This window comes from Streptococcus pseudopneumoniae (assembly GCF_038148955.1).
GTDB classification, from domain to species: domain Bacteria; phylum Bacillota; class Bacilli; order Lactobacillales; family Streptococcaceae; genus Streptococcus; species Streptococcus pseudopneumoniae_T.
Genome location: NZ_JBBJZY010000016.1, coordinates 1 through 18,526 on the forward strand (window position 1 = coordinate 1; position 18,526 = coordinate 18,526).

At 39.5% G+C, this 18,526-nt stretch carries 14 protein-coding genes, 1 tRNA gene, 1 pseudogene and 1 riboswitch; of the genes and pseudogenes, 13 read left to right on the forward strand and 3 right to left on the reverse strand.

Going from position 1 to position 18,526, the window contains the following annotated elements:
* Positions 1–299: 299 nt before the first annotated feature.
* The 8 genes and pseudogenes from WKI23_RS06690 to WKI23_RS06725 form a co-directional block, all read left to right on the forward strand.
* Positions 300–506, forward strand: a pseudogene (locus WKI23_RS06690) (hypothetical protein); the annotation flags it as partial.
* 27 nt (positions 507–533) lie between these two features.
* Complete coding sequence (locus WKI23_RS06695) at positions 534–950, forward strand: transmembrane domain-containing protein (RefSeq protein WP_368079397.1); 417 nt, start codon at positions 534–536, stop codon at positions 948–950.
* Positions 951–1,180: 230 nt separating this feature from the next.
* Positions 1,181–1,888 carry a thiol-disulfide oxidoreductase-associated membrane protein CcdA2 gene (gene ccdA2 / locus WKI23_RS06700; protein WP_368079371.1) on the forward strand — a complete coding sequence of 236 codons (708 nt, stop codon included), beginning with the start codon at positions 1,181–1,183 and terminating at the stop codon, positions 1,886–1,888.
* A gap of 10 nt (positions 1,889–1,898) precedes the next feature.
* Positions 1,899–2,456 (forward strand): thiol-disulfide oxidoreductase-associated lipoprotein SdbB, encoded by a 558-nt coding sequence (gene sdbB, locus WKI23_RS06705; RefSeq protein ID WP_368079372.1) that lies wholly within the window; start codon positions 1,899–1,901, stop codon positions 2,454–2,456.
* A gap of 122 nt (positions 2,457–2,578) precedes the next feature.
* The gene (locus WKI23_RS06710; RefSeq protein WP_368079373.1) at positions 2,579–3,970 is read left to right on the forward strand and encodes an APC family permease; all 1,392 of its coding nucleotides are present in this window, start codon (positions 2,579–2,581) and stop codon (positions 3,968–3,970) included.
* A 142-nt stretch (positions 3,971–4,112) separates the two neighbouring features.
* Positions 4,113–5,030, forward strand: coding sequence for a zinc-binding lipoprotein AdcAII (gene adcAII, locus WKI23_RS06715; RefSeq protein WP_368079374.1), 918 nt, complete (start codon positions 4,113–4,115; stop codon positions 5,028–5,030).
* 7 nt (positions 5,031–5,037) lie between these two features.
* Positions 5,038–8,130, forward strand: coding sequence for a pneumococcal-type histidine triad protein (locus tag WKI23_RS06720; RefSeq protein ID WP_368079375.1), 3,093 nt, complete (start codon positions 5,038–5,040; stop codon positions 8,128–8,130).
* A 210-nt stretch (positions 8,131–8,340) separates the two neighbouring features.
* Positions 8,341–11,871, forward strand: coding sequence for a pneumococcal-type histidine triad protein (locus WKI23_RS06725; RefSeq protein ID WP_368079376.1), 3,531 nt, complete (start codon positions 8,341–8,343; stop codon positions 11,869–11,871).
* Positions 11,872–11,912: 41 nt separating this feature from the next.
* Here WKI23_RS06725 and pepT read toward each other — a convergent pair whose 3' ends face one another.
* Positions 11,913–13,136: a peptidase T gene (pepT, locus tag WKI23_RS06730; protein ID WP_368079377.1), complete on the reverse strand. Its 1,224-nt coding sequence runs from the start codon at positions 13,134–13,136 to the stop codon at positions 11,913–11,915.
* Between the two features lie 146 nt (positions 13,137–13,282).
* Here pepT and hemH point away from each other — a divergent pair, with 146 nt between their 5' ends.
* On the forward strand, positions 13,283–14,377 hold the full coding sequence (hemH, locus tag WKI23_RS06735; RefSeq protein ID WP_368079378.1) for a ferrochelatase: 1,095 nt from the start codon (positions 13,283–13,285) through the stop codon (positions 14,375–14,377).
* A 40-nt stretch (positions 14,378–14,417) separates the two neighbouring features.
* On the opposite strand, the gene mscL is transcribed toward hemH, so the two are convergent.
* Together mscL and WKI23_RS06745 are read right to left on the reverse strand one after the other, a co-directional pair.
* A complete protein-coding gene (mscL, locus tag WKI23_RS06740) occupies positions 14,418–14,795 on the reverse strand; it encodes a large conductance mechanosensitive channel protein MscL (protein WP_368079379.1) in 378 nt (125 codons plus the stop codon).
* A gap of 81 nt (positions 14,796–14,876) precedes the next feature.
* Positions 14,877–15,308 (reverse strand): GtrA family protein, encoded by a 432-nt coding sequence (locus WKI23_RS06745; RefSeq protein WP_368079380.1) that lies wholly within the window; start codon positions 15,306–15,308, stop codon positions 14,877–14,879.
* A 28-nt stretch (positions 15,309–15,336) separates the two neighbouring features.
* Positions 15,337–15,434: riboswitch (PreQ1 riboswitch) on the forward strand.
* Here WKI23_RS06745 and WKI23_RS06750 point away from each other — a divergent pair.
* From WKI23_RS06750 to dapA, 4 genes are all read left to right on the forward strand, one after another.
* Positions 15,432–15,941, forward strand: coding sequence for a QueT transporter family protein (locus tag WKI23_RS06750; protein ID WP_000737071.1), 510 nt, complete (start codon positions 15,432–15,434; stop codon positions 15,939–15,941). (Overlaps the previous riboswitch by 3 nt.)
* 99 nt (positions 15,942–16,040) lie before the next feature.
* Positions 16,041–16,113: transfer RNA gene (locus WKI23_RS06755), tRNA-Thr, on the forward strand.
* Positions 16,114–16,455: 342 nt separating this feature from the next.
* Positions 16,456–17,532, forward strand: a complete 1,077-nt coding sequence (locus tag WKI23_RS06760; protein WP_368079381.1) for an aspartate-semialdehyde dehydrogenase — start codon at positions 16,456–16,458, stop codon at positions 17,530–17,532.
* A 55-nt stretch (positions 17,533–17,587) separates the two neighbouring features.
* Entirely contained in the window at positions 17,588–18,523 is a 936-nt protein-coding gene (gene dapA, locus WKI23_RS06765) for a 4-hydroxy-tetrahydrodipicolinate synthase (RefSeq protein ID WP_000121607.1), read from the forward strand.
* The last annotated feature ends 3 nt before the right edge of the window (positions 18,524–18,526 follow it).

Here is an 18,526-nt window from a genome sequence, read left to right on the forward strand (position 1 = left end):
CTGTGAATAATGCCAAGACTGTGATTGGTAATCAAAATGCGACTGTGCAAGATGTCAGTGATGAAATCGAAAAATTAAAATCTGCAATGAAGAAACTTCAAGAGGCGAAAGATGGTTTGAGAGATGTTCAGCTTCCTTCAAATTCTACTGTACAACCTATTCAGCCAGATCAAGGAGCTACTGAGACTCCAACAAATCCATCTAATCCAGCTCCACAACCGTCTCAACCAACTGCTCCGAGTCAACCTGCAAGTCCTACCCCAGCTCCAAGTTCAGCTCCGACTCAAGCTCCTAGAGCGGTAGCAAGCGCTTCGGCTAGATCAACGAGCACGCAAGAACCTGCTCCATCTCAAGAGCAAGTTGACAAGTCTGAACTTCGTGCCTTGACTCAAGAGTTAGACCAACGCTTGAAAGCTTTGGCAACAGTATCTGATTCGAAAATCGATGCAGCCAAGACGGTTCTCCTAGATGCTCAAAAAGCTCTGGAAGATAGTGCCTTGACAGAGCAAGGTCTGCGTACTGCTGTAGAGTCTGTGAAAGCTGCCTTGGACTCTCTCAAAGATGTGAAAGCAAATGCTAGCGACAGCAAGCCTGCACAGGACAATAAAGATGCCAAACAAGGAACGGAAGATAGTAAGGATTCAGATAAGATGACTGAAACAAACTCAGTTCCAGCAGGAGTGATTGTAGTCGGTCTACTCGCCCTTCTAGGTGTGATTGCCTTCTGGTTGGTTCGTCGTAAGAAAGAGTCAGAAATCCAGCAATTAAGCACGGAATTGACTAAGGTTCTCGGACAGCTAGATGCAGAAAAAGCGGATAAAAAAGTCCTTGCCAAAGCCAAAAAACTTCTCCAAGAAACCCTTGAGTTCGTGAAAGAAGAAAATGGCTCAGCAGAGACAGAAGCTAAACTAGTAGAGGAGCTTAAAGCAATCCTTGCCAAACTCAAGTAAAACATAACTTATGAAATGTCAGACCTAAAAGACATTTCCTTTCACAAAAGCAGCGACAAGTAACCCTTGTCGTTGCTTTTTGCCTATTTTTGGGAATAAGATCCGCCTTGACTAGCAAAAGAAAAGATTGGTCAAATAGTGCCCAATACGATTTTGCGTAGCAGAAAGCATACAAATTAAATTGAATATAGTAAAATAGGATTAGAAATCTTAAGAAAGTTGGTTCTTTATTGGAAACGATAGTATTTTCAATCTCCGTTTTTCTAGCAGGGGTCTTGTCTTTCTTTTCCCCTTGTATTTTTCCTCTGTTACCAGTTTATACTGGAATTTTGCTGGATGATCAAGAAAGTGCAAAAAGCTTTTCTTTGTTTGGTAGAAAAGTTGCTTGGTCAGGCTTGATTCGAACACTTTGCTTTATCGCAGGTATTTCACTCATTTTCTTTATTCTAGGATTTGGTGCTGGTTACTTTGGTCATATTCTCTATGCAAATTGGTTTCGATATGTCATGGGAGCTATTATTATCATTTTGGGTCTTCACCAGATGGAAATTTTTCATTTTAAAAAATTAGAGGTTCAAAAAAGCTTTACTTTTAAGAAATCAGAAGCCAATCGTTATTGGTCAGCCTTTTTACTTGGTATTACCTTTAGCTTTGGTTGGACACCTTGTATCGGTCCAGTTTTGAGTTCTGTTTTAGCGCTTGCGGCTTCTGGAGGAAATGGTGCTTGGCAAGGAGCAATCTATACTCTCATTTACACTCTGGGCATGGCCCTTCCTTTCTTGGTTTTGGCCCTAGCTTCAGGTCTAGTAATGCCTTATTTTAGTAAAATCAAGCGTCATATGATGCTACTAAAGAAAATTGGTGGTTTCCTCATTATTTTAATGGGAATTTTGTTACTATTAGGACAAGTAAATGTTCTAGCTGGAATTTTTGAATAAAGGAGAACAAATGAAAAAAGTAATGTTTGCTGGTTTAAGCCTCTTGTCATTAGTCGTATTGATGGCCTGTGGTGAGGAAGAAACTAAAAAGACTCAAGCTCCACAACAGCCGAAACAACAAACGACTGTACAACAAATCGCTGTTGGAAAAGATGCCCCAGACTTCACCTTGCAATCCATGGATGGCAAAGAAGTTAAGTTATCTGATTTTAAGGGTAAAAAAGTTTATTTGAAGTTTTGGGCTTCTTGGTGTGGTCCATGTAAGAAAAGTATGCCTGAGTTGATGGAACTAGCTGCAAAACCAGATCGTGATTTCGAAATTCTTAGTGTCATTGCACCAGGAATTCAAGGAGAAAAAACTGTCGAGCAATTCCCACAATGGTTCCAAGAACAAGGTTATAAGGATATCCCGGTTCTTTATGATACCAAAGCAACCACCTTCCAAGCTTATCAAATTCGAAGCATTCCTACAGAATACCTGATTGATAGTCAAGGAAAGATTGGAAAGATTCAATTTGGTGCTATCAGTAATGCGGATGCAGAAGCAGCCTTTAAAGAAATGAACTAGAATCGATAAAAATCTGATTACAAGAGCGTAGTCAGATTTTTTTAGAAAAACATTTTATAAATATTCACAAATCTCCTATATTTATGGTAGAATAGAATCATCAGTTTATTTTGGAGTCAAAGATGAATATATTTAGAACAAAGAATGTTAGTTTGGATAAAACGGAGATGCATAGGCATTTGAAGTTATGGGATTTGATTTTGCTGGGTATCGGAGCCATGGTAGGGACGGGCGTCTTTACAATTACAGGTACTGCAGCTGCAACGCTTGCTGGTCCAGCCCTAGTGATTTCAATCGTCATTTCTGCCTTGTGTGTAGGATTATCAGCCCTCTTCTTTGCAGAATTTGCCTCGCGAGTACCTGCTACAGGTGGTGCCTACAGTTATCTCTATGCTATCTTAGGAGAATTTCCAGCTTGGTTAGCTGGCTGGTTAACCATGATGGAGTTCATGACAGCTATATCAGGCGTAGCTTCGGGTTGGGCTGCTTATTTTAAAGGCTTGCTTTCTCAATACGGGATATCCCTTCCTCAGGCATTAAATGGTACCTTTAATCCTCAAGCAGGGACATTTGTTGATTTATTGCCTATTCTTGTCTTGGTCTTGGTGACCTCGCTTGTTTTACTCAATGCTAAAGCAGCCTTACGCTTTAATTCAATTCTAGTTATTTTGAAATTTTCCGCTTTAGCTCTCTTTGTTTTAGTAGGAATTTGGCATATCAAGCTTGATAATTGGAGCAATTTTGCTCCGTATGGTTTTGGACAAATCTATGGTGCTAGTACTGGTATCATGGCTGGTGCGTCCTTAATGTTCTTTGGATTTTTGGGATTTGAATCCATCTCTATGGCTGTAGATGAAGTCAAGACTCCTCAAAAAAATATTCCTAGAGGGATTGTCTTATCGCTTTCTATCGTAACCATTCTCTATGCCTTGGTGACGCTTGTCTTGACTGGTGTGGTTCACTATAGCCATCTAAATGTCGACGATGCTGTTGCCTTTGCGCTTCGTAGTGTTGGGATTAGTTGGGCAGCCAACTATGTGTCATTAGTGGCTATCTTGACCTTGATTACTGTTTGTATCTCGATGACCTATGCCCTATCACGTATGATTTACAGTTTAGCACGTGACGGCTTAATGCCTGCTGCCTTTAAGGAACTGACGAAGACAAGTAAGGTACCAAAGAATGCTACTATCTTGACAGGTCTAGCTTCAGCAGTAGCAGCAGGAATGTTCCCACTAGCTAGTATTGCAGCTTTCTTAAATATTTGTACTCTAGCCTACTTGATCATGCTAGCTTATGGTTTGATTCGCCTACGGAAAGAAAAAGGGATGCCAAAAGCTGGGGAATTTAAAACACCCTTGGTACCTCTGTTACCAATTTTATCAATCATCATTTGTTTATCCTTTATGTTGCAGTATAATATGGAAACCTGGATTGCTTTCCTAGTTGCCTTGTTAGTAGGAAGTATTATTTACTTTACTTATGGCTATAAGCATTCTACCATAGAAGAATAATGTGAGAATCTGTTGAGTTGTTGAAACTCAGCAGATTTTTATATGTGAAAGAAATTTCAAATTTTTTCTAAAAATATCTTGACAGATTAAATTTTTAGGAGTAGAATGTTTACTAGTTAATTAAATGGTTAAGGAGTTTTGTATGAAGAAACAAAGTTTATTTTTAGTATTGTTAAGTGTTTTTCTTTTATTGCTAGGTGCTTGTGGTCAAAAGGAAAGCCAGACAGGGAAAGGGATGAAAATTGTGACCAGTTTCTATCCCATCTACGCTATGGTCAAGGAAGTATCTGGTGACTTGAATGATGTACGGATGATTCAGTCAAGTAGTGGGATTCACTCCTTTGAACCTTCAGCAAATGACATCGCGGCCATCTATGATGCAGATGTCTTTGTTTACCATTCTCATACGCTCGAATCTTGGGCAGGAAGTTTGGATCCCAATCTTAAAAAATCCAAAGTGAAGGTTTTAGAAGCATCTGAGGGAATGACCTTGGACCGCGTTCCAGGGCTAGAAGATGTGGAAGCAGGGGATGGAGTTGATGAAAAAACACTATATGACCCTCACACTTGGCTAGATCCTGAGAAAGCTGGCGAAGAAGCGCAAATTATCGCTGATAAACTTTCAGAGGTGGATAGTGAGCATAAAGAAACTTACCAGAAAAATGCGCAAGCCTTTATCAAAAAAGCTCAAGAATTGACTAAGAAATTCCAGCCTAAATTTGAAAAAGCGAGTCAGAAAACATTTGTAACACAACATACAGCATTTTCTTATCTTGCTAAGCGATTTGGACTTAATCAACTTGGTATTGCAGGTATTTCTCCTGAACAAGAACCAAGTCCAAGACAACTAACAGAAATTCAGGAATTTGTTAAAACCTATAAGGTTAAAACGATTTTTACAGAAAGTAATGCTTCTTCAAAAGTAGCTGAAACTCTTGTCAAATCAACAGGTGTGGGTCTTAAAACTCTGAATCCTTTAGAGGCAGACCCACAAAATGACAAGACTTATTTAGAAAATCTGGAAGAAAATATGAGTGTTCTAGCAGAAGAATTAAAGTGAGGAAAGAATGAAAATCAATAAAAAATATGTAGCAGGTTCAGTGGCAGTTCTTGCCCTAAGTGTTTGTTCCTATGAGCTTGGACGGTATCAAGCTGGACAAGTTAAGAAAGAGTCTAATCGAGTTGCTTATATAGACGGTGACCAGGCTGGTCAAAAGGCAGAAAATTTGACACCAGATGAAGTCAGTAAGAGAGAGGGAATCAACGCAGAACAGATTGTTATCAAGATTACGGATCAAGGTTATGTGACCTCTCATGGAGACCATTATCATTACTATAATGGCAAGGTTCCTTATGATGCTATTATCAGTGAAGAACTGCTGATGAAAGATCCGAATTATCAGTTGAAGGATTCAGATATTGTCAATGAAATCAAGGGTGGCTATGTCATTAAGGTAGATGGGAAATACTATGTTTACCTTAAAGATGCAGCCCATGCGGACAATATTCGAACAAAAGAAGAGATTAAACGTCAGAAGCAGGAACATAGTCATAATCATAATGCAAACGCAGATAATGCCGTTGCTGCAGCCAGAGCCCAAGGGCGCTATACAACGGATGATGGGTATATCTTCAATGCGTCTGATATTATCGAAGATACAGGGGATGCCTATATCGTTCCTCATGGTAATCACTTCCACTATATTCCGAAGAGTGACTTGTCTGCTAGTGAATTAGCTGCTGCCCAAGCCTTCTTATCTGGAAAAGGTGGGCAATTAAGTACGGTTGAATATCGTTCAAGCAGAGGTGAAACAAGATCTGGTGTGAGAACGAGTCAGTCTGAGACACCTCAAAATCCTGCAACAGATTCTGAAAGTCAAAGTGAGGATTTAGCTAGTCTTCTTCAAGAATTGTACGCCTTGCCACTTAGCCAACGTCATGTGGAGTCTGATGGATTAGTATTTGATCCAGCACAGATTACAAAACGTACTGCAAATGGTGTGGCAGTGCCTCACGGAGATCATTTCCATTTCATTCCTTATTCACAAATGTCTGCCTTGGAAGAAAAATTGGCTCGAAATCTACCAATTGGAGGTCAGCCAGTTCAAAGTCATTCTGACAATACGAAACCAAGCAGTCCTGCGAAACTAAGTTCAACGATTAAACCAAACTTTAATCTCAATACTCAAGCATCGAATCAAGCAACTGGAGGCGCCTATACAACGGATGATGGGTATGTCTTTAGTCCGTCAGATGTGATTGAAGATACAGGTGACGCTTTTATTGTCCCTCATGGCAATCATTTCCACTACATACCAAAAGGCGCTTTGTCGGCAGGAGAATTGGCTGCTGCTCAAGCCTATTGGAATGGTAAGCAGGGCTCTCGTCCTTCTTCAAGTTTTAGTCATAATGCAAATCCATCTCAACCAAGATTGTCAGAGAATCCTAATCTAACTGTCAATCCAACTTATCATCAAAATCAAGGGGAAGATATTTCAAGCCTTTTACGTGAATTGTATGCTAAACCCTTATCAGAACGCCATGTAGAATCGGATGGCTTAGTCTTTGACCCAGCACAGATTACAGACCGTACTGCCAATGGTGTTGCTGTACCTCACGGAAATCATTATCACTTTATCCCTTATTCACAAATGTCACCGCTGGAAGAAAAATTGGCTCGTATGATAGCTATTAAGGGGGCAAATGGTGCAGTGTTAGCAGGAATGCGTTATTTGAAACCAGCGCCAAAACCGCAAGTTCAGCCGTCAATTGAGAGAAAACAAATTGATTTTGCAGTAGAACAGGTTGTTAGAAAAGTGGGAGCTGGATATGTTGTGGAAGTTGCTGGTGTCAGCCACTATGTTTTTGCTAAAGACTTGGCTAAGGATAAGATTGATGCTATTGAAAATCTCTTGTCTAAGAAAACTCAAGAAACACACGCTCTAGTTGCGAAGAAAGAAAATGTTGCTTCTCGTGACCGAGAATTTTATGATAAAGCTTACAATCTGTTAACCCAGGCTCATAAAGCTCTGTCTGAAAATAAGGGTCGTACTTCTGATTTCCAAGCCTTAGACAAATTAGCAGAACGCTTGAATAATGAATCTTCTAATAATAAAGTAAAATTGGTAGATGATTTATTGGCATTTCTAGCACCGATTACCCACCCAGAACGCCTTGGCAAACCAAATGCTCAAATTGCCTATACAAACGATGAAATTAAATTAGCGAAATTAGCAGGTAAATATACAACCTCAGATGGCTACATTTTTGACGAACATGATATTGAAAGTGATGCAGGAAATGCCTACGTCACTCCACACTTGAACCATAGCCACTGGATTAAAAAAGACAGCTTATCTGAAGCTGAAAGGGCAGCAGCTCAGGCTTATGCTAAAGAAAAAGGCTTACAAGCTCCAAATTCTACTGAAGCAAAACCAGAGGCAACAGGGACAGAAGCTATCTATAACCGCGTAACAGCTGAGAACAAGGTACCATTAGAAAAAATACCAAATCATTTACAGTATACTGTAGCTGTACAGAATGGTTACTTTATAATTCCTCACTTTGATCACTATCATAATCTTAAGTTTGCATGGTTTGACGAAGGACTCTATAAGGCACCTGAGGGTTATACCTTAGAAGATTTATTTGCGACTGTAAAATACTACGTTGAACATCCGGACCAACGTCCTCATTCAGATAATGGTTGGGGTAATGCTAGCGACCATGTTCGTAAAAATAAGGCAGACCAAGACGGTAAACCTGATGAAAATAAGGAACATGATGAAGTAAGTGAGCCAACTCGCCCTGAATCTGATGAAGAAGAGAATCACGCAGCTTTAAATCCTTCAGCAGATAATCTTTATAAACCGAGCACTGATGAAGACGAGACAGAGGAAGAAGCTGAAGATACTACAGAAGAGCCAGAAGTCCATCAAGTAGAGACTGAAAAAGTGGAAGCCAAACTCATAGAAGCAGAAGCTTTACTTGCCAAAGTAACAGATGCTAGTTTGAAAGCTACTGTGACAGAAACCCTGGCTAGTTTACGAAGTAGCTTGAGCCTGCAAACCATGGATAATAATGGTATCATGACAGAAGCAGAAAAATTACTTGCTTTGTTAAAAGGTAGTGAGTCAGTAACGACGAAACCAGCAGTATAAACTTTATACTATAAATCAAGAATAGGTAAGAGTCAGTAGCAATACTGGCTTTTATTTTTTAAAATGATATAAAAATCTTGACAGATAAACTTAAAAAAGGTAAACTATTTACTGGTTAATTAAATGGTTAAATAACCAGTTTAGAAAAATTGTTTAACCGATAAAAAGAAGTTAAGAAAAAGCTTCATCATTTATTGAAGTGAGGAATTTATGAAATTCAGTAAAAAGTATATAGCAGCCGGATCAGCTGTTATCGTGTCCTTGAGTCTTTGCGCCTACGCACTAAATCAGCATCGCTCGCAGGAAAATAAGGACAATAATCGTGTCTCTTATGTGGATGGCAGTCAGTCAAGTCAGAAAACTGAAAACCTGACACCAGACCAGGTTAGCCAGAAAGAAGGAATTCAGGCTGAGCAAATTGTCATCAAAATTACAGATCAAGGCTATGTGACGTCACACGGCGATCACTATCATTACTATAATGGGAAAGTTCCTTATGATGCCCTCTTTAGTGAAGAACTCTTGATGAAGGATCCAAACTACCAACTTAAGGATGGGGATATTGTCAATGAGGTCAAGGGTGGTTATATCATCAAGGTCGATGGAAAATATTATGTCTACCTGAAAGATGCAGCTCATGCTGATAATGTTCGAACTAAAGATGAAATCAATCGTCAAAAACAAGAACATGTCAAAGATAATGAGAAGGTCAGCTCTGATGTTGCTGTAGCAAGGTCTCAGGGACGCTATACGACAGATGATGGTTATGTCTTTAATCCAGCTGATATTATAGAAGATACGGGTGATGCTTATATCGTTCCTCACGGAGGACACTATCACTACATTCCAAAAAGTGATTTGTCTGCTAGTGAATTAGCAGCAGCAAAAGCTCATCTAGCTGGCAAAAATACGCAACCAAGTCAGTTAAGCTATTCTTCAGCAGTTAGTGACAATAACACGCAATCTGTAGTACAAGGCTCAACTAGCAAGCCAGCAAATAAAGCTGAAAATCTTCAAAGTCTTTTGAAAGAACTCTATGATTCACCTAGTGACCAACGTTACAGTGAATCAGATGGTCTGGTTTTTGACCCTGCTAAGATTATCAGCCGCACGCCAAATGGAGTTGCGATTCCGCATGGCGACCATTATCACTTTATTCCTTACAGCAAACTCTCTGCTTTAGAAGAAAAGATTGCTAGAATGGTGCCTATCGGTGGGACTGGTTCTACGGTTTCTACAAATGAAAAACCTCATGAAGTAGCGTCTAGTCTAGGAAGTCTTTCAAGTAATGCTTCTACTTTGAATCATGCTTCATTGGCTGCGAATAAAGCTATCTCTGCAACATCTGATGGCTATATCTTTAATCCAAAAGATATTGTTGAAGAAACCGCAACAGCTTATATCGTCAGACATGGTGATCATTTCCATTACATTCCAAAATCGAACCCAATTGGGCAACCGACTCTTCCGAACAATGGTCTGACAACACCTTCGCCGTCTCTTGCAGCCAATCCTAGTGTTTCACATGAGGAACATGAAGAAGATGGTCATGGCTTTGATGCTAATCGTATTATTGCGGAAGATGCGGCAGGCTTTGTCATGACTCATGGTAACCACAATCATTACTTCTTCAAGAAGGACTTGACAGCAGACCAAATCAAGGCAGCGCAAGACCACTTGAAAGGTGCAAATACAGCAACACCAAGTCCAGCTCATGATGAGGATCACGACGAAGATCATCATGGACACCATCATGGTGAGGAACATGATTCCAGCTTTGATGCCGATCGTGTCATCAGTGAGGATGAGCAAGGCTTTGTCATGAGTCACGGCGACCACAATCATTACTTCTATAAGAAGGACTTGACAGCTGTTCAAATCAAGGCAGCTCAAGACCACTTGAAAACCCATCATGATGCAGAGCCTGTAAAACCTCTTGCTAAAACGGTAGAGTCTTTCTCAAAAGATGCTAGCGATGAAGAAAAGATTGCTTATATTTCTAAGACTTATGGTGTTCCACTTGATGCCATCAGAATTTCAAAAGGTTTCTTTGTATTTAATAATCCTGACCAAGCCTACGATCCAACTCATATCCATCCCTATGCTGTTCGTAAGGAACATGTTCGTTTGCCACTCCAAACTGGCAATCCAGAACTTGATTTCCTAAATGAACTTTACACGACTGCTTTGCGAGATGGTGTGTCTCCTTATCGTTTGCAGGTGGAAAACGGCAGTTTTGTCATTCCTCATGGCGACCACAATCACTATATCAAGGTTCAAACTAAGGGCTATGAAGTGGCTTTGAAAAACAAAATTCCAGCCCTCCAATCCAACTACCAACCTGGAGCTTTTGATGAGAAGGCAGTCTTGGCAAAAGTAGACCAACTTCTAGCTGAAAGTCGAAACGTCTATAAAGAAGATCCAATCAAACAAAGACAGATTGAGTTAGCTTTAGGTCAGTTTACTGAAAACATGAAGAAACTGGCAACTAACTCTACAGCAGGTTATCTTGCAACACTTGAACTCTTTGATAAGCAATATATCCATATTGATGAAAGTGTTAAACCTGTTGAAACAAGTGCTTTAGATAAGAAATATCAGGCCTTGATTGATAAAATCAATACACTGGATACAGACTCTTATGGGCTTCCTAAGAAAGACCTTCTCGTTCGACTCCAAGAAGCTAAATTGGCAAAAGATGAGGCTGCTTTAGCAGCGGTTGAATCACAACTTCAAGCTCTTCAAGACTTTAATGACCGTACTGGTGATACAACAGTGGAATACATCAAGTACTTCTATGAGCACGTAAACGATAGTCGTTTAAGTGATGAGCTTCGTAATAAAGTAGCTAATTTGACTTTTACTTTATATCAATCCCAATCCTTCCGTAAGGCTGTGGACTTGAATAAACTGTTCCCAAGCATTTATCAAACAAAACAAGAAGTAGAAGAGGCTTTGAAAAATCAGCCAGCTTCTACAAAAGTAAATGAAACAGTTTTAGATAAAGAAAAAGTTGATAACCAATCTGCTAAGCAGGCGATTTATGAATTTTTGAAAGATATTTATCCTGACCTTAAGAAAGAGGATCATGTCAATCATGTTAGCAAGGAACAAGTTGAAAGTCTTTTGAGCAAGGCAAATCAACTCTTGGAACAAATCCAAGAAGAAGGAATCAGACAATCCTTGGCAGAAGAAGTAGAAAATCTCAAAGCTGCCACAAACAAGGCTGATGCAGACTTGGATGAAGTAAATAGTCAGGTGAAAGACGTCTTGACTCGTATCGCCAGCGCCCTTCAACAAGAAAAGGAAAATGCTGAACAAGATCCTCAGACACTTGTACTCTATCAAAAACTCTACGATATTCTCAGATCTCTTCACTCTTATTTAGAAAGTAATAATGGTTCTGATGAGGACTTTGATAAGGTGGATGCATTATTAGATCAACTTTCTGCTAAGAGTAAAGATAAAGCTGCTTTACTTGAATTGACAAAAGCTATTCTGGTCTTGAATCAAGAAATCCAGTCAAAAGCTAGCGCAAGTGAAGAAACAACTCCAGCAAGAAATGCTGAGTCAAATGGTAATAATACAAGTACCGAAACAGAAACATCAACAGCTACGGAATCTAACAGAGAAACTGCTAGCGACGAAAACAAACCAAGCAAGGCAACAGATTCTAAACCAGCTTCAGATAAGGAAGCAACAGAATCTTCTACAACTACTGGAAATCACGAAAACCAGTAGAGTAAAAAGAAAGGCGAAGTAGCTGAGCTACCTCGTCTTTTTTAGTCTTTATAAGCTACGATGCCAATGATGGTATCAACTGCACGTTCCATGGTCTGAAGGCTGACGTATTCAAAACGTCCGTGCATATTTTCTCCTCCCGCAAAGATATTAGGTGTTGGGATTCCCATAAAGGAAATCTTAGAACCGTCTGTTCCACCACGGATTGGTTCGATAATAGGTGTGATTCCTAGGTCTTCCATAACGGCTTTAGCAATGGTGATTGGAGTCATATCTTTTTCAATGACTTCTTTCATATTGTAGTACTGGTCTGTCAAGTTTAGGGTGACACGGTCGCTACCAAGTTCTTGATTCATCTTATTAGCGATAGACTGCATGGCTGCTTTACGTGCTTCAAAGGCATCTTTTTCAAAATCGCGAATGATGTAGCTTACACGCGCCTCCTCGACACTACCTGTCACATCCATAAGGTGGTAGAAACCTTGGTAACCATCCGTTAACTCAGGCCGGTCATTTTCTGGAAGTTGATTATGAAAATCAATCGCTAACTGAAGGGCGTTGACCATTTGTCCTTTGGCAGTACCAGGGTGGACATTACGTCCTTGAAAATGCAATTCAGCACCAGCTGCTGAGAAAGTCTCGTATTGAAGTTCTCCTAGCGGACCACCATCAACTGTATAGGCAAAATCTACATCAAAATCTTCTGCATCAAATTTATTGGCACCAACACCGATTTCTTCATCTGGACCAAAACCAACACGAATCTCACAGTGTTTGATTTCAGGATGAGCAGTCAGATATTCAATAGCGGTCATAATTTCAGCAATCCCTGACTTGTCATCAGCACCTAGCAAGGTTGTTCCATCGGTTGTGATGAGGGTTTGTCCTGGATATTTTTCAAGACTCTTGAAGTCAGCTGGATCTAATTTAAAACCAGAATTCCCTAGTTCAATTACTCCACCATCATAGTTTTCAATCACCTGCGGATTAACACCTTCGGCATTAAAGTCAGCAGTATCCATGTGGGAGATGAAGCCAATTTTACGTGTTAAAGCCGGATCGTTGGCTGGCAAGGTACCAATCGCAAAACCATTAGGAAGGTAGTAGACATTTTGCAGACCAACACGTTTCATTTCAGGGATAAGAACATTGGTTGCAAAGTCAACCTGAGTCTGTGTACTTGGAGTAGTAGTAGAGTGTTCATCAGAGCGCGTGTTGACCTTAACGTAGGTTAAAAAGCGGTCCAAGAGATTTGGGTAAGTCATAAAAAACTCCTTTTGAATTCATTTTTTCCATTGTACCATAGAAAGAAGAGAAAAACAAAAGATTGTGAATGTTGCTATGTTAGCGTTTACTTATCAGTGGATTCATGATAAAATAAACTTGATAAAAACATCACAAGGAAGCAGTTATGAAAAAAGCAATTTTAATGATGACCTTCGGTTCACCAGAAGAGATTACCTTTGAAGGTGTAGCTGATTTTTTCACAAATATTCGTCGTGGAGTGAGACCTCAAGACCATGAGATTCAAACTCTCTATGATAATTATGTACGAATTGGAGGCACACCTCTGCAAAGAATTACTCGTGAAGAAGTTGGCTTGGTAGAAGCTAGACTGGGAAATGAATATAGTGTCTATTTTGCCAATAAGTTTTCTAGTCCCTTTATTCCAGATGTGATCGATCAGATGGAAGCAGACGGAATTGAGCAGTGTATTTGCCTGATTTTGGAGCCCCATTATTCTTTTTACTCTGTCATGGGTTATGAAAAATTTTTAGAAAGCAAACAAATTCAATTTTTGGTCATTAAGGACTGGTATCAGGAAGAAGCGCTCTTAAACTATTGGGCGGATGAAATTGGTAAGATTTTAAAAGAAGAAGTAAAGCAGGATAGCTTTAAAGTCATCTTTTCAGCCCACAGTGTGCCCATTTTTGCCTTGGATTTTGGTGACCCCTATATCGACCAAATTTTTGAAAATAGCAAGCTAGTAGCTGAAAAACTAGGTTTGAGTTCTGAGCAGTATACTAACACTTGGCAGAGTGAAAGTGATATCGGTATCCCATGGATTAAGCCAGATGTTTTGGAGTATCTCAGAGAACAGACAGAACATCCAGACCATTACATTTTTGTTCCTATCAGCTTCATCAGCGAGCATATTGAAGTCTTGTTTGACAATGATGTGGAGTGTTATGACTTATGTCAGAAATTTGGGGTAAACTACCATCGTCCACCAATGCCAAATACAGATTCTCGTTTGATTGATGCCTTGGTCAATACAGTTAGAGCCAATGAAAATCAAGAGTTTAAGGAATTTCTCCCAGAAGAAGAAACCTTTGATGAATTAGTCCCTTCAGACGAGACGAAAAACATTTTGGCTGAATCTGAAGATTTACAAATGCCAGAATTTGTGAAAAAATTGATTGAGAAAAAAGGTCGGGAGAATGTCAAGATGCCTTATCTTATTAAGAAGATGTTAGAAAAAGCAGGCAAGTTACCCAAAGAGTAAAGAAAAAGGATTTAGCTTTGCGCTAGATCCTTTTAAACGATTATTTTTTCTCAAGAAGAGCTTTGATTTCTTGAAGTACTTCCAACTCAGTTGGTTGTTTTTCGGCAGTTTTTTCTTCCTTTATGCCAGTCAGTTTCTGTGCTTTTTCAATACCCTTGATAATAAAGAAGAGGGCGGTACCGACAAAGATAAAATTGATAATAGCGCTTAAAAAGTTACCATAGCCGACTCCATGCCAAGACAGTTGAGCGATACGTTCGACTTTAGCAGCTTTCAAAGCGGGATTTAAAATAAGAGGAGTGATAATGTCGTTTACAAGTGAAGTAACGATAGCACCAAAAGCAGAGGCAATGACAACACCGACAGCAAGGTCAATAACATTTCCTCTAAGCAAGAATGATTTTAGATTTTTTAACATACTGTTTTCCTTTCAACGTTTCGTGTTTCATTGTATCCTAAATCATTATAGAAGGCAATTAAAAGGCTCATAAATGGAGCATTATTTTCTAAAAATATAGATCTTGCTCAAGATATAATTGATGATAATAATGAGTATTTGTGCAATTATTGTTTCAATAGCATTTATCTTATCAAGATTTTCATTTACGAATTGACCTATGATGTGAGGAAATTGGGTTACAAAGAGAAAAGTTAAAAACAAGTCTAACAGAAAAGTAGAAAGGCGAGCAAGAGAAAATTTCACTAAACGGATAAGTCTATTTTTCTTTTTTTGCTTAAATACAATCGTATCATTTGTGATAAAGGCAAATAGGATACCAATAATATTTGCTAGGGCAGTAGCAAGGAGTTCCTGATGACTTAGTTGATAAATGACTAGTCGTGAGAGAATCGAAACTAGAGTTGTTGCAAGGCCAAAAAAGAGATAGGCTAAGATTTCATTGTTAAAAAATTTTTGAATAGGAATTTTCATAGTTTAAGTATAGCATAAAGCAGGCTATTATGCTATACTAGTAAGGTTGAATCAATCAACCCTTGGTGCTTAGCTTCTTTCACCAAGCATATTACACGCGGACAACCCGCCAAAGGAGAAAAGATGAAAAAATTAACTATTCGTGATGTTGCAGATATTGCAATCGTCGCTGCTATCTATGTCGTTTTGACTGTTACACCGCCTCTAAATGCCATCAGCTATGGTGCTTATCAGTTCCGTATTTCAGAAATGATGAACTTTATGGCTTTTTACAATCCCAAGTACATCATCGGAGTTACCATCGGTTGTATGATTGCTAATTTCTTTAGCTTCGGACTACTAGATGTCTTTGTTGGTGGCGGATCAACCTTGGTATTCCTTAGTCTAGGTGTTTGGCTTTTTGCAAAATACAGCAAGGATTACCTCTTTAACGGATTGATTCGAAAAGATCATTTCTTCTTTTCAATCCTCTTTTCAATTTCCATGTTTACTATCGCTGCAGAGTTAAATATTGTAGCAGAATTACCATTCTTCCTTACTTGGTTCACAACAGGGATCGGTGAATTTGCCTCATTGATTATTGGAGCGATTATTATCGGTAAAATTGGTCGTCGAATTGATTTAAGCAAATAGAAGAAGACAAGCTAGGTAGCCTTTGCCTGGCTTTTTCTTATGGAAAATTTCTAAGGAAACTTGACAAGTTTTTCTGATTATAGTATACTTTTTAAGTAAGCTGATTTAGCTCAGTTGGCAGAGCGCATCCATGGTAAGGATGAGGTCGCCGGTTCAATCCCGGCAATTAGCATGATATGTATAGGGAAACTCTTGAATGCAAGAGTTTTTTCTTATACTCGATCGAAAAAATTTCTTATTGACAAAATCAAGTATCTCTAGTAATATAGAATATGCGATGAGTCGATAGGTAGTCTTCGGGCTACTATTGAGCATAAGGAGGTCATAACGCAGGAGCGGACCTTGATGAGTTGTGTGAACCTGCTCATCACATGAAGATGCCTCTTAGTCCCTGGTCTAACGACTGGGGATTTTTATTTTCCAAAAAATGATGAAAAAGCTTTGCAATTCATGGAAAAAGTAGTATAATACTTCTATTATAGAAATTTTTAGAAAATTCCGAAAGAGGTTATTTATGGGATATACAGTTGCTGTAGTCGGCGCGACAGGTGCTGTCGGTGCTCAAATGATAAAAATGTTGGAAGAATCAACACTTCCAATCGATAAAATCCGTTTACTTGCTTCTGCACGTTCAGCGGGCAAGACGTTGAAATTTAAAGATCAAGATATTACGATTGAAGAAACGACTGAAACTGCTTTTGAAGGAGTTGATATTGCTCTCTTTTCAGCAGGTGGTTCTACATCAGCTAAGTATGCACCATACGCAGTTAAAGCTGGAGCGGTAGTAGTAGATAATACATCTTACTTCCGTCAAAATCCAGATGTTCCTTTGGTTGTTCCAGAGGTCAATGCTCATGCACTTGATGCCCACAACGGGATTATTGCCTGCCCTAACTGTTCAACAATCCAAATGATGGTAGCACTTGAGCCAGTTCGCCAAAAATGGGGCTTGGACCGTATCATTGTTTCAACTTACCAAGCAGTTTCTGGTGCTGGTATGGGAGCAATTCTTGAGACACAACGTGAACTTCGTGAAGTCTTGAATGATGGTGTGAAGCCACGTGATTTGCATGCGAAAATCTTACCTTCAGGCGGTGACAAGAAACATTATCCTATCGCCTTCAACGCTCTTCCACAAATCGATGTCTTCACTGACAATGATTACACATACGAAGAGATGAAGATGACCAAGGAAACTAAGAAAATTATGGAAGATGATAGCATTGCAGTATCTGCAACATGTGTACGTATTCCAGTCTTGTCAGCTCACTCTGAGTCTGTTTATATCGAAACAAAAGAAGTGGCTCCAATCGAAGAAGTAAAAGCAGCTATCGCAGCCTTCCCAGGTGCTGTTCTCGAAGATGATGTAGCTCATCAAATTTATCCGCAAGCCATCAATGCAGTGGGTTCACGTGATACCTTTGTTGGTCGTATCCGTAAAGACTTGGATGCTGAAAAAGGAATCCACATGTGGGTTGTTTCAGATAACCTGCTCAAAGGTGCTGCTTGGAACTCAGTTCAGATTGCTGAAACTCTTCATGAACGTGGATTGGTTCGTCCAACTGCCGAATTGAAATTTGAATTAAAATAGTTATATCGTTTAGGAGTTCAGATGAACTCCTTCTTTGAAATAGAGAGGTGTTTTCATGTCTTATCAAGATTTAAAAGAGTGTAAAATCATCACAGCTTTTATTACCCCCTTCCATGAGGATGGTTCTATCAACTTTGACGCTATTCCAGCCTTGATTGAGCATCTGTTAGCGCATCATACAGACGGAATTCTCCTCGCAGGGACCACTGCTGAGAGTCCAACTTTGACCCACGATGAGGAGTTGGAACTCTTTGCGGCTGTACAAAAGATTGTCAATGGACGCGTTCCTTTGATTGCGGGTGTAGGTACTAATGATACGCGTGACTCTATTGAGTTTGTCAAAGAAGTAGCAGAATTTGGCGGCTTTGCTGCTGGACTTGCTATTGTTCCTTACTACAACAAACCTTCTCAAGAAGGAATGTATCAGCATTTTAAAGCCATTGCAGATGCTTCTGACCTACCAATTATTATCTATAACATTCCTGGGCGTGTGGTTGTCGAATTGACTCCAGAAACCATGCTTCGCTTGGCTGACCATCCAAATATTATTGGTGTCAAAGAATGTACTAGTTTGGCTAATATGGCTTACTTGATTGAGCACAAACCAGAAGAGTTCTTGGTCTATACTGGTGAGGATGGAGATGCTTTCCATGCCATGAACCTTGGGGCAGATGGGGTTATTTCTGTTGCCTCTCATACAAATGGGGATGAAATGCACGAGATGTTTACTGCCATTGCAGAAAGCGATATGAAGAAAGCCGCAGCTATTCAACGTAAATTCATTCCTAAGGTCAATGCCCTCTTCTCTTATCCAAGTCCTGCTCCAGTTAAGGCAGTTTTGAACTATATGGGATTTGCAGCTGGTCCAACTCGTCTACCTCTTGTTCCAGCACCAGAAGAAGATGCCAAACGTATTATCAAGGTTGTCGTAGATGGCGACTACGAAGCGACCAAGGCAACTGTAACAGGTGTCTTAAGACCAGATTACTAATAA

Bases quoted from the DNA above. Each gene is read 5' to 3' on its own strand.
- sdbB (WP_368079372.1), top strand. From the start codon at position 1,899: ATGAAAAAAGTAATGTTTGCTGGTTTAAGCCTCTTGTCATTAGTCGTA.
- WKI23_RS06710 (WP_368079373.1), top strand. From the start codon at position 2,579: ATGAATATATTTAGAACAAAGAATGTTAGTTTGGATAAAACGGAGATG.
- adcAII (WP_368079374.1), top strand. From the start codon at position 4,113: ATGAAGAAACAAAGTTTATTTTTAGTATTGTTAAGTGTTTTTCTTTTA.
- WKI23_RS06720 (WP_368079375.1), top strand. From the start codon at position 5,038: ATGAAAATCAATAAAAAATATGTAGCAGGTTCAGTGGCAGTTCTTGCC.
- WKI23_RS06725 (WP_368079376.1), top strand. From the start codon at position 8,341: ATGAAATTCAGTAAAAAGTATATAGCAGCCGGATCAGCTGTTATCGTG.
- pepT (WP_368079377.1), bottom strand. From the start codon at position 13,136: ATGACTTACCCAAATCTCTTGGACCGCTTTTTAACCTACGTTAAGGTC.
- hemH (WP_368079378.1), top strand. From the start codon at position 13,283: ATGAAAAAAGCAATTTTAATGATGACCTTCGGTTCACCAGAAGAGATT.
- mscL (WP_368079379.1), bottom strand. From the start codon at position 14,795: ATGTTAAAAAATCTAAAATCATTCTTGCTTAGAGGAAATGTTATTGAC.
- WKI23_RS06745 (WP_368079380.1), bottom strand. From the start codon at position 15,308: ATGAAAATTCCTATTCAAAAATTTTTTAACAATGAAATCTTAGCCTAT.
- WKI23_RS06750 (WP_000737071.1), top strand. From the start codon at position 15,432: ATGAAAAAATTAACTATTCGTGATGTTGCAGATATTGCAATCGTCGCT.
- WKI23_RS06760 (WP_368079381.1), top strand. From the start codon at position 16,456: ATGGGATATACAGTTGCTGTAGTCGGCGCGACAGGTGCTGTCGGTGCT.
- dapA (WP_000121607.1), top strand. From the start codon at position 17,588: ATGTCTTATCAAGATTTAAAAGAGTGTAAAATCATCACAGCTTTTATT.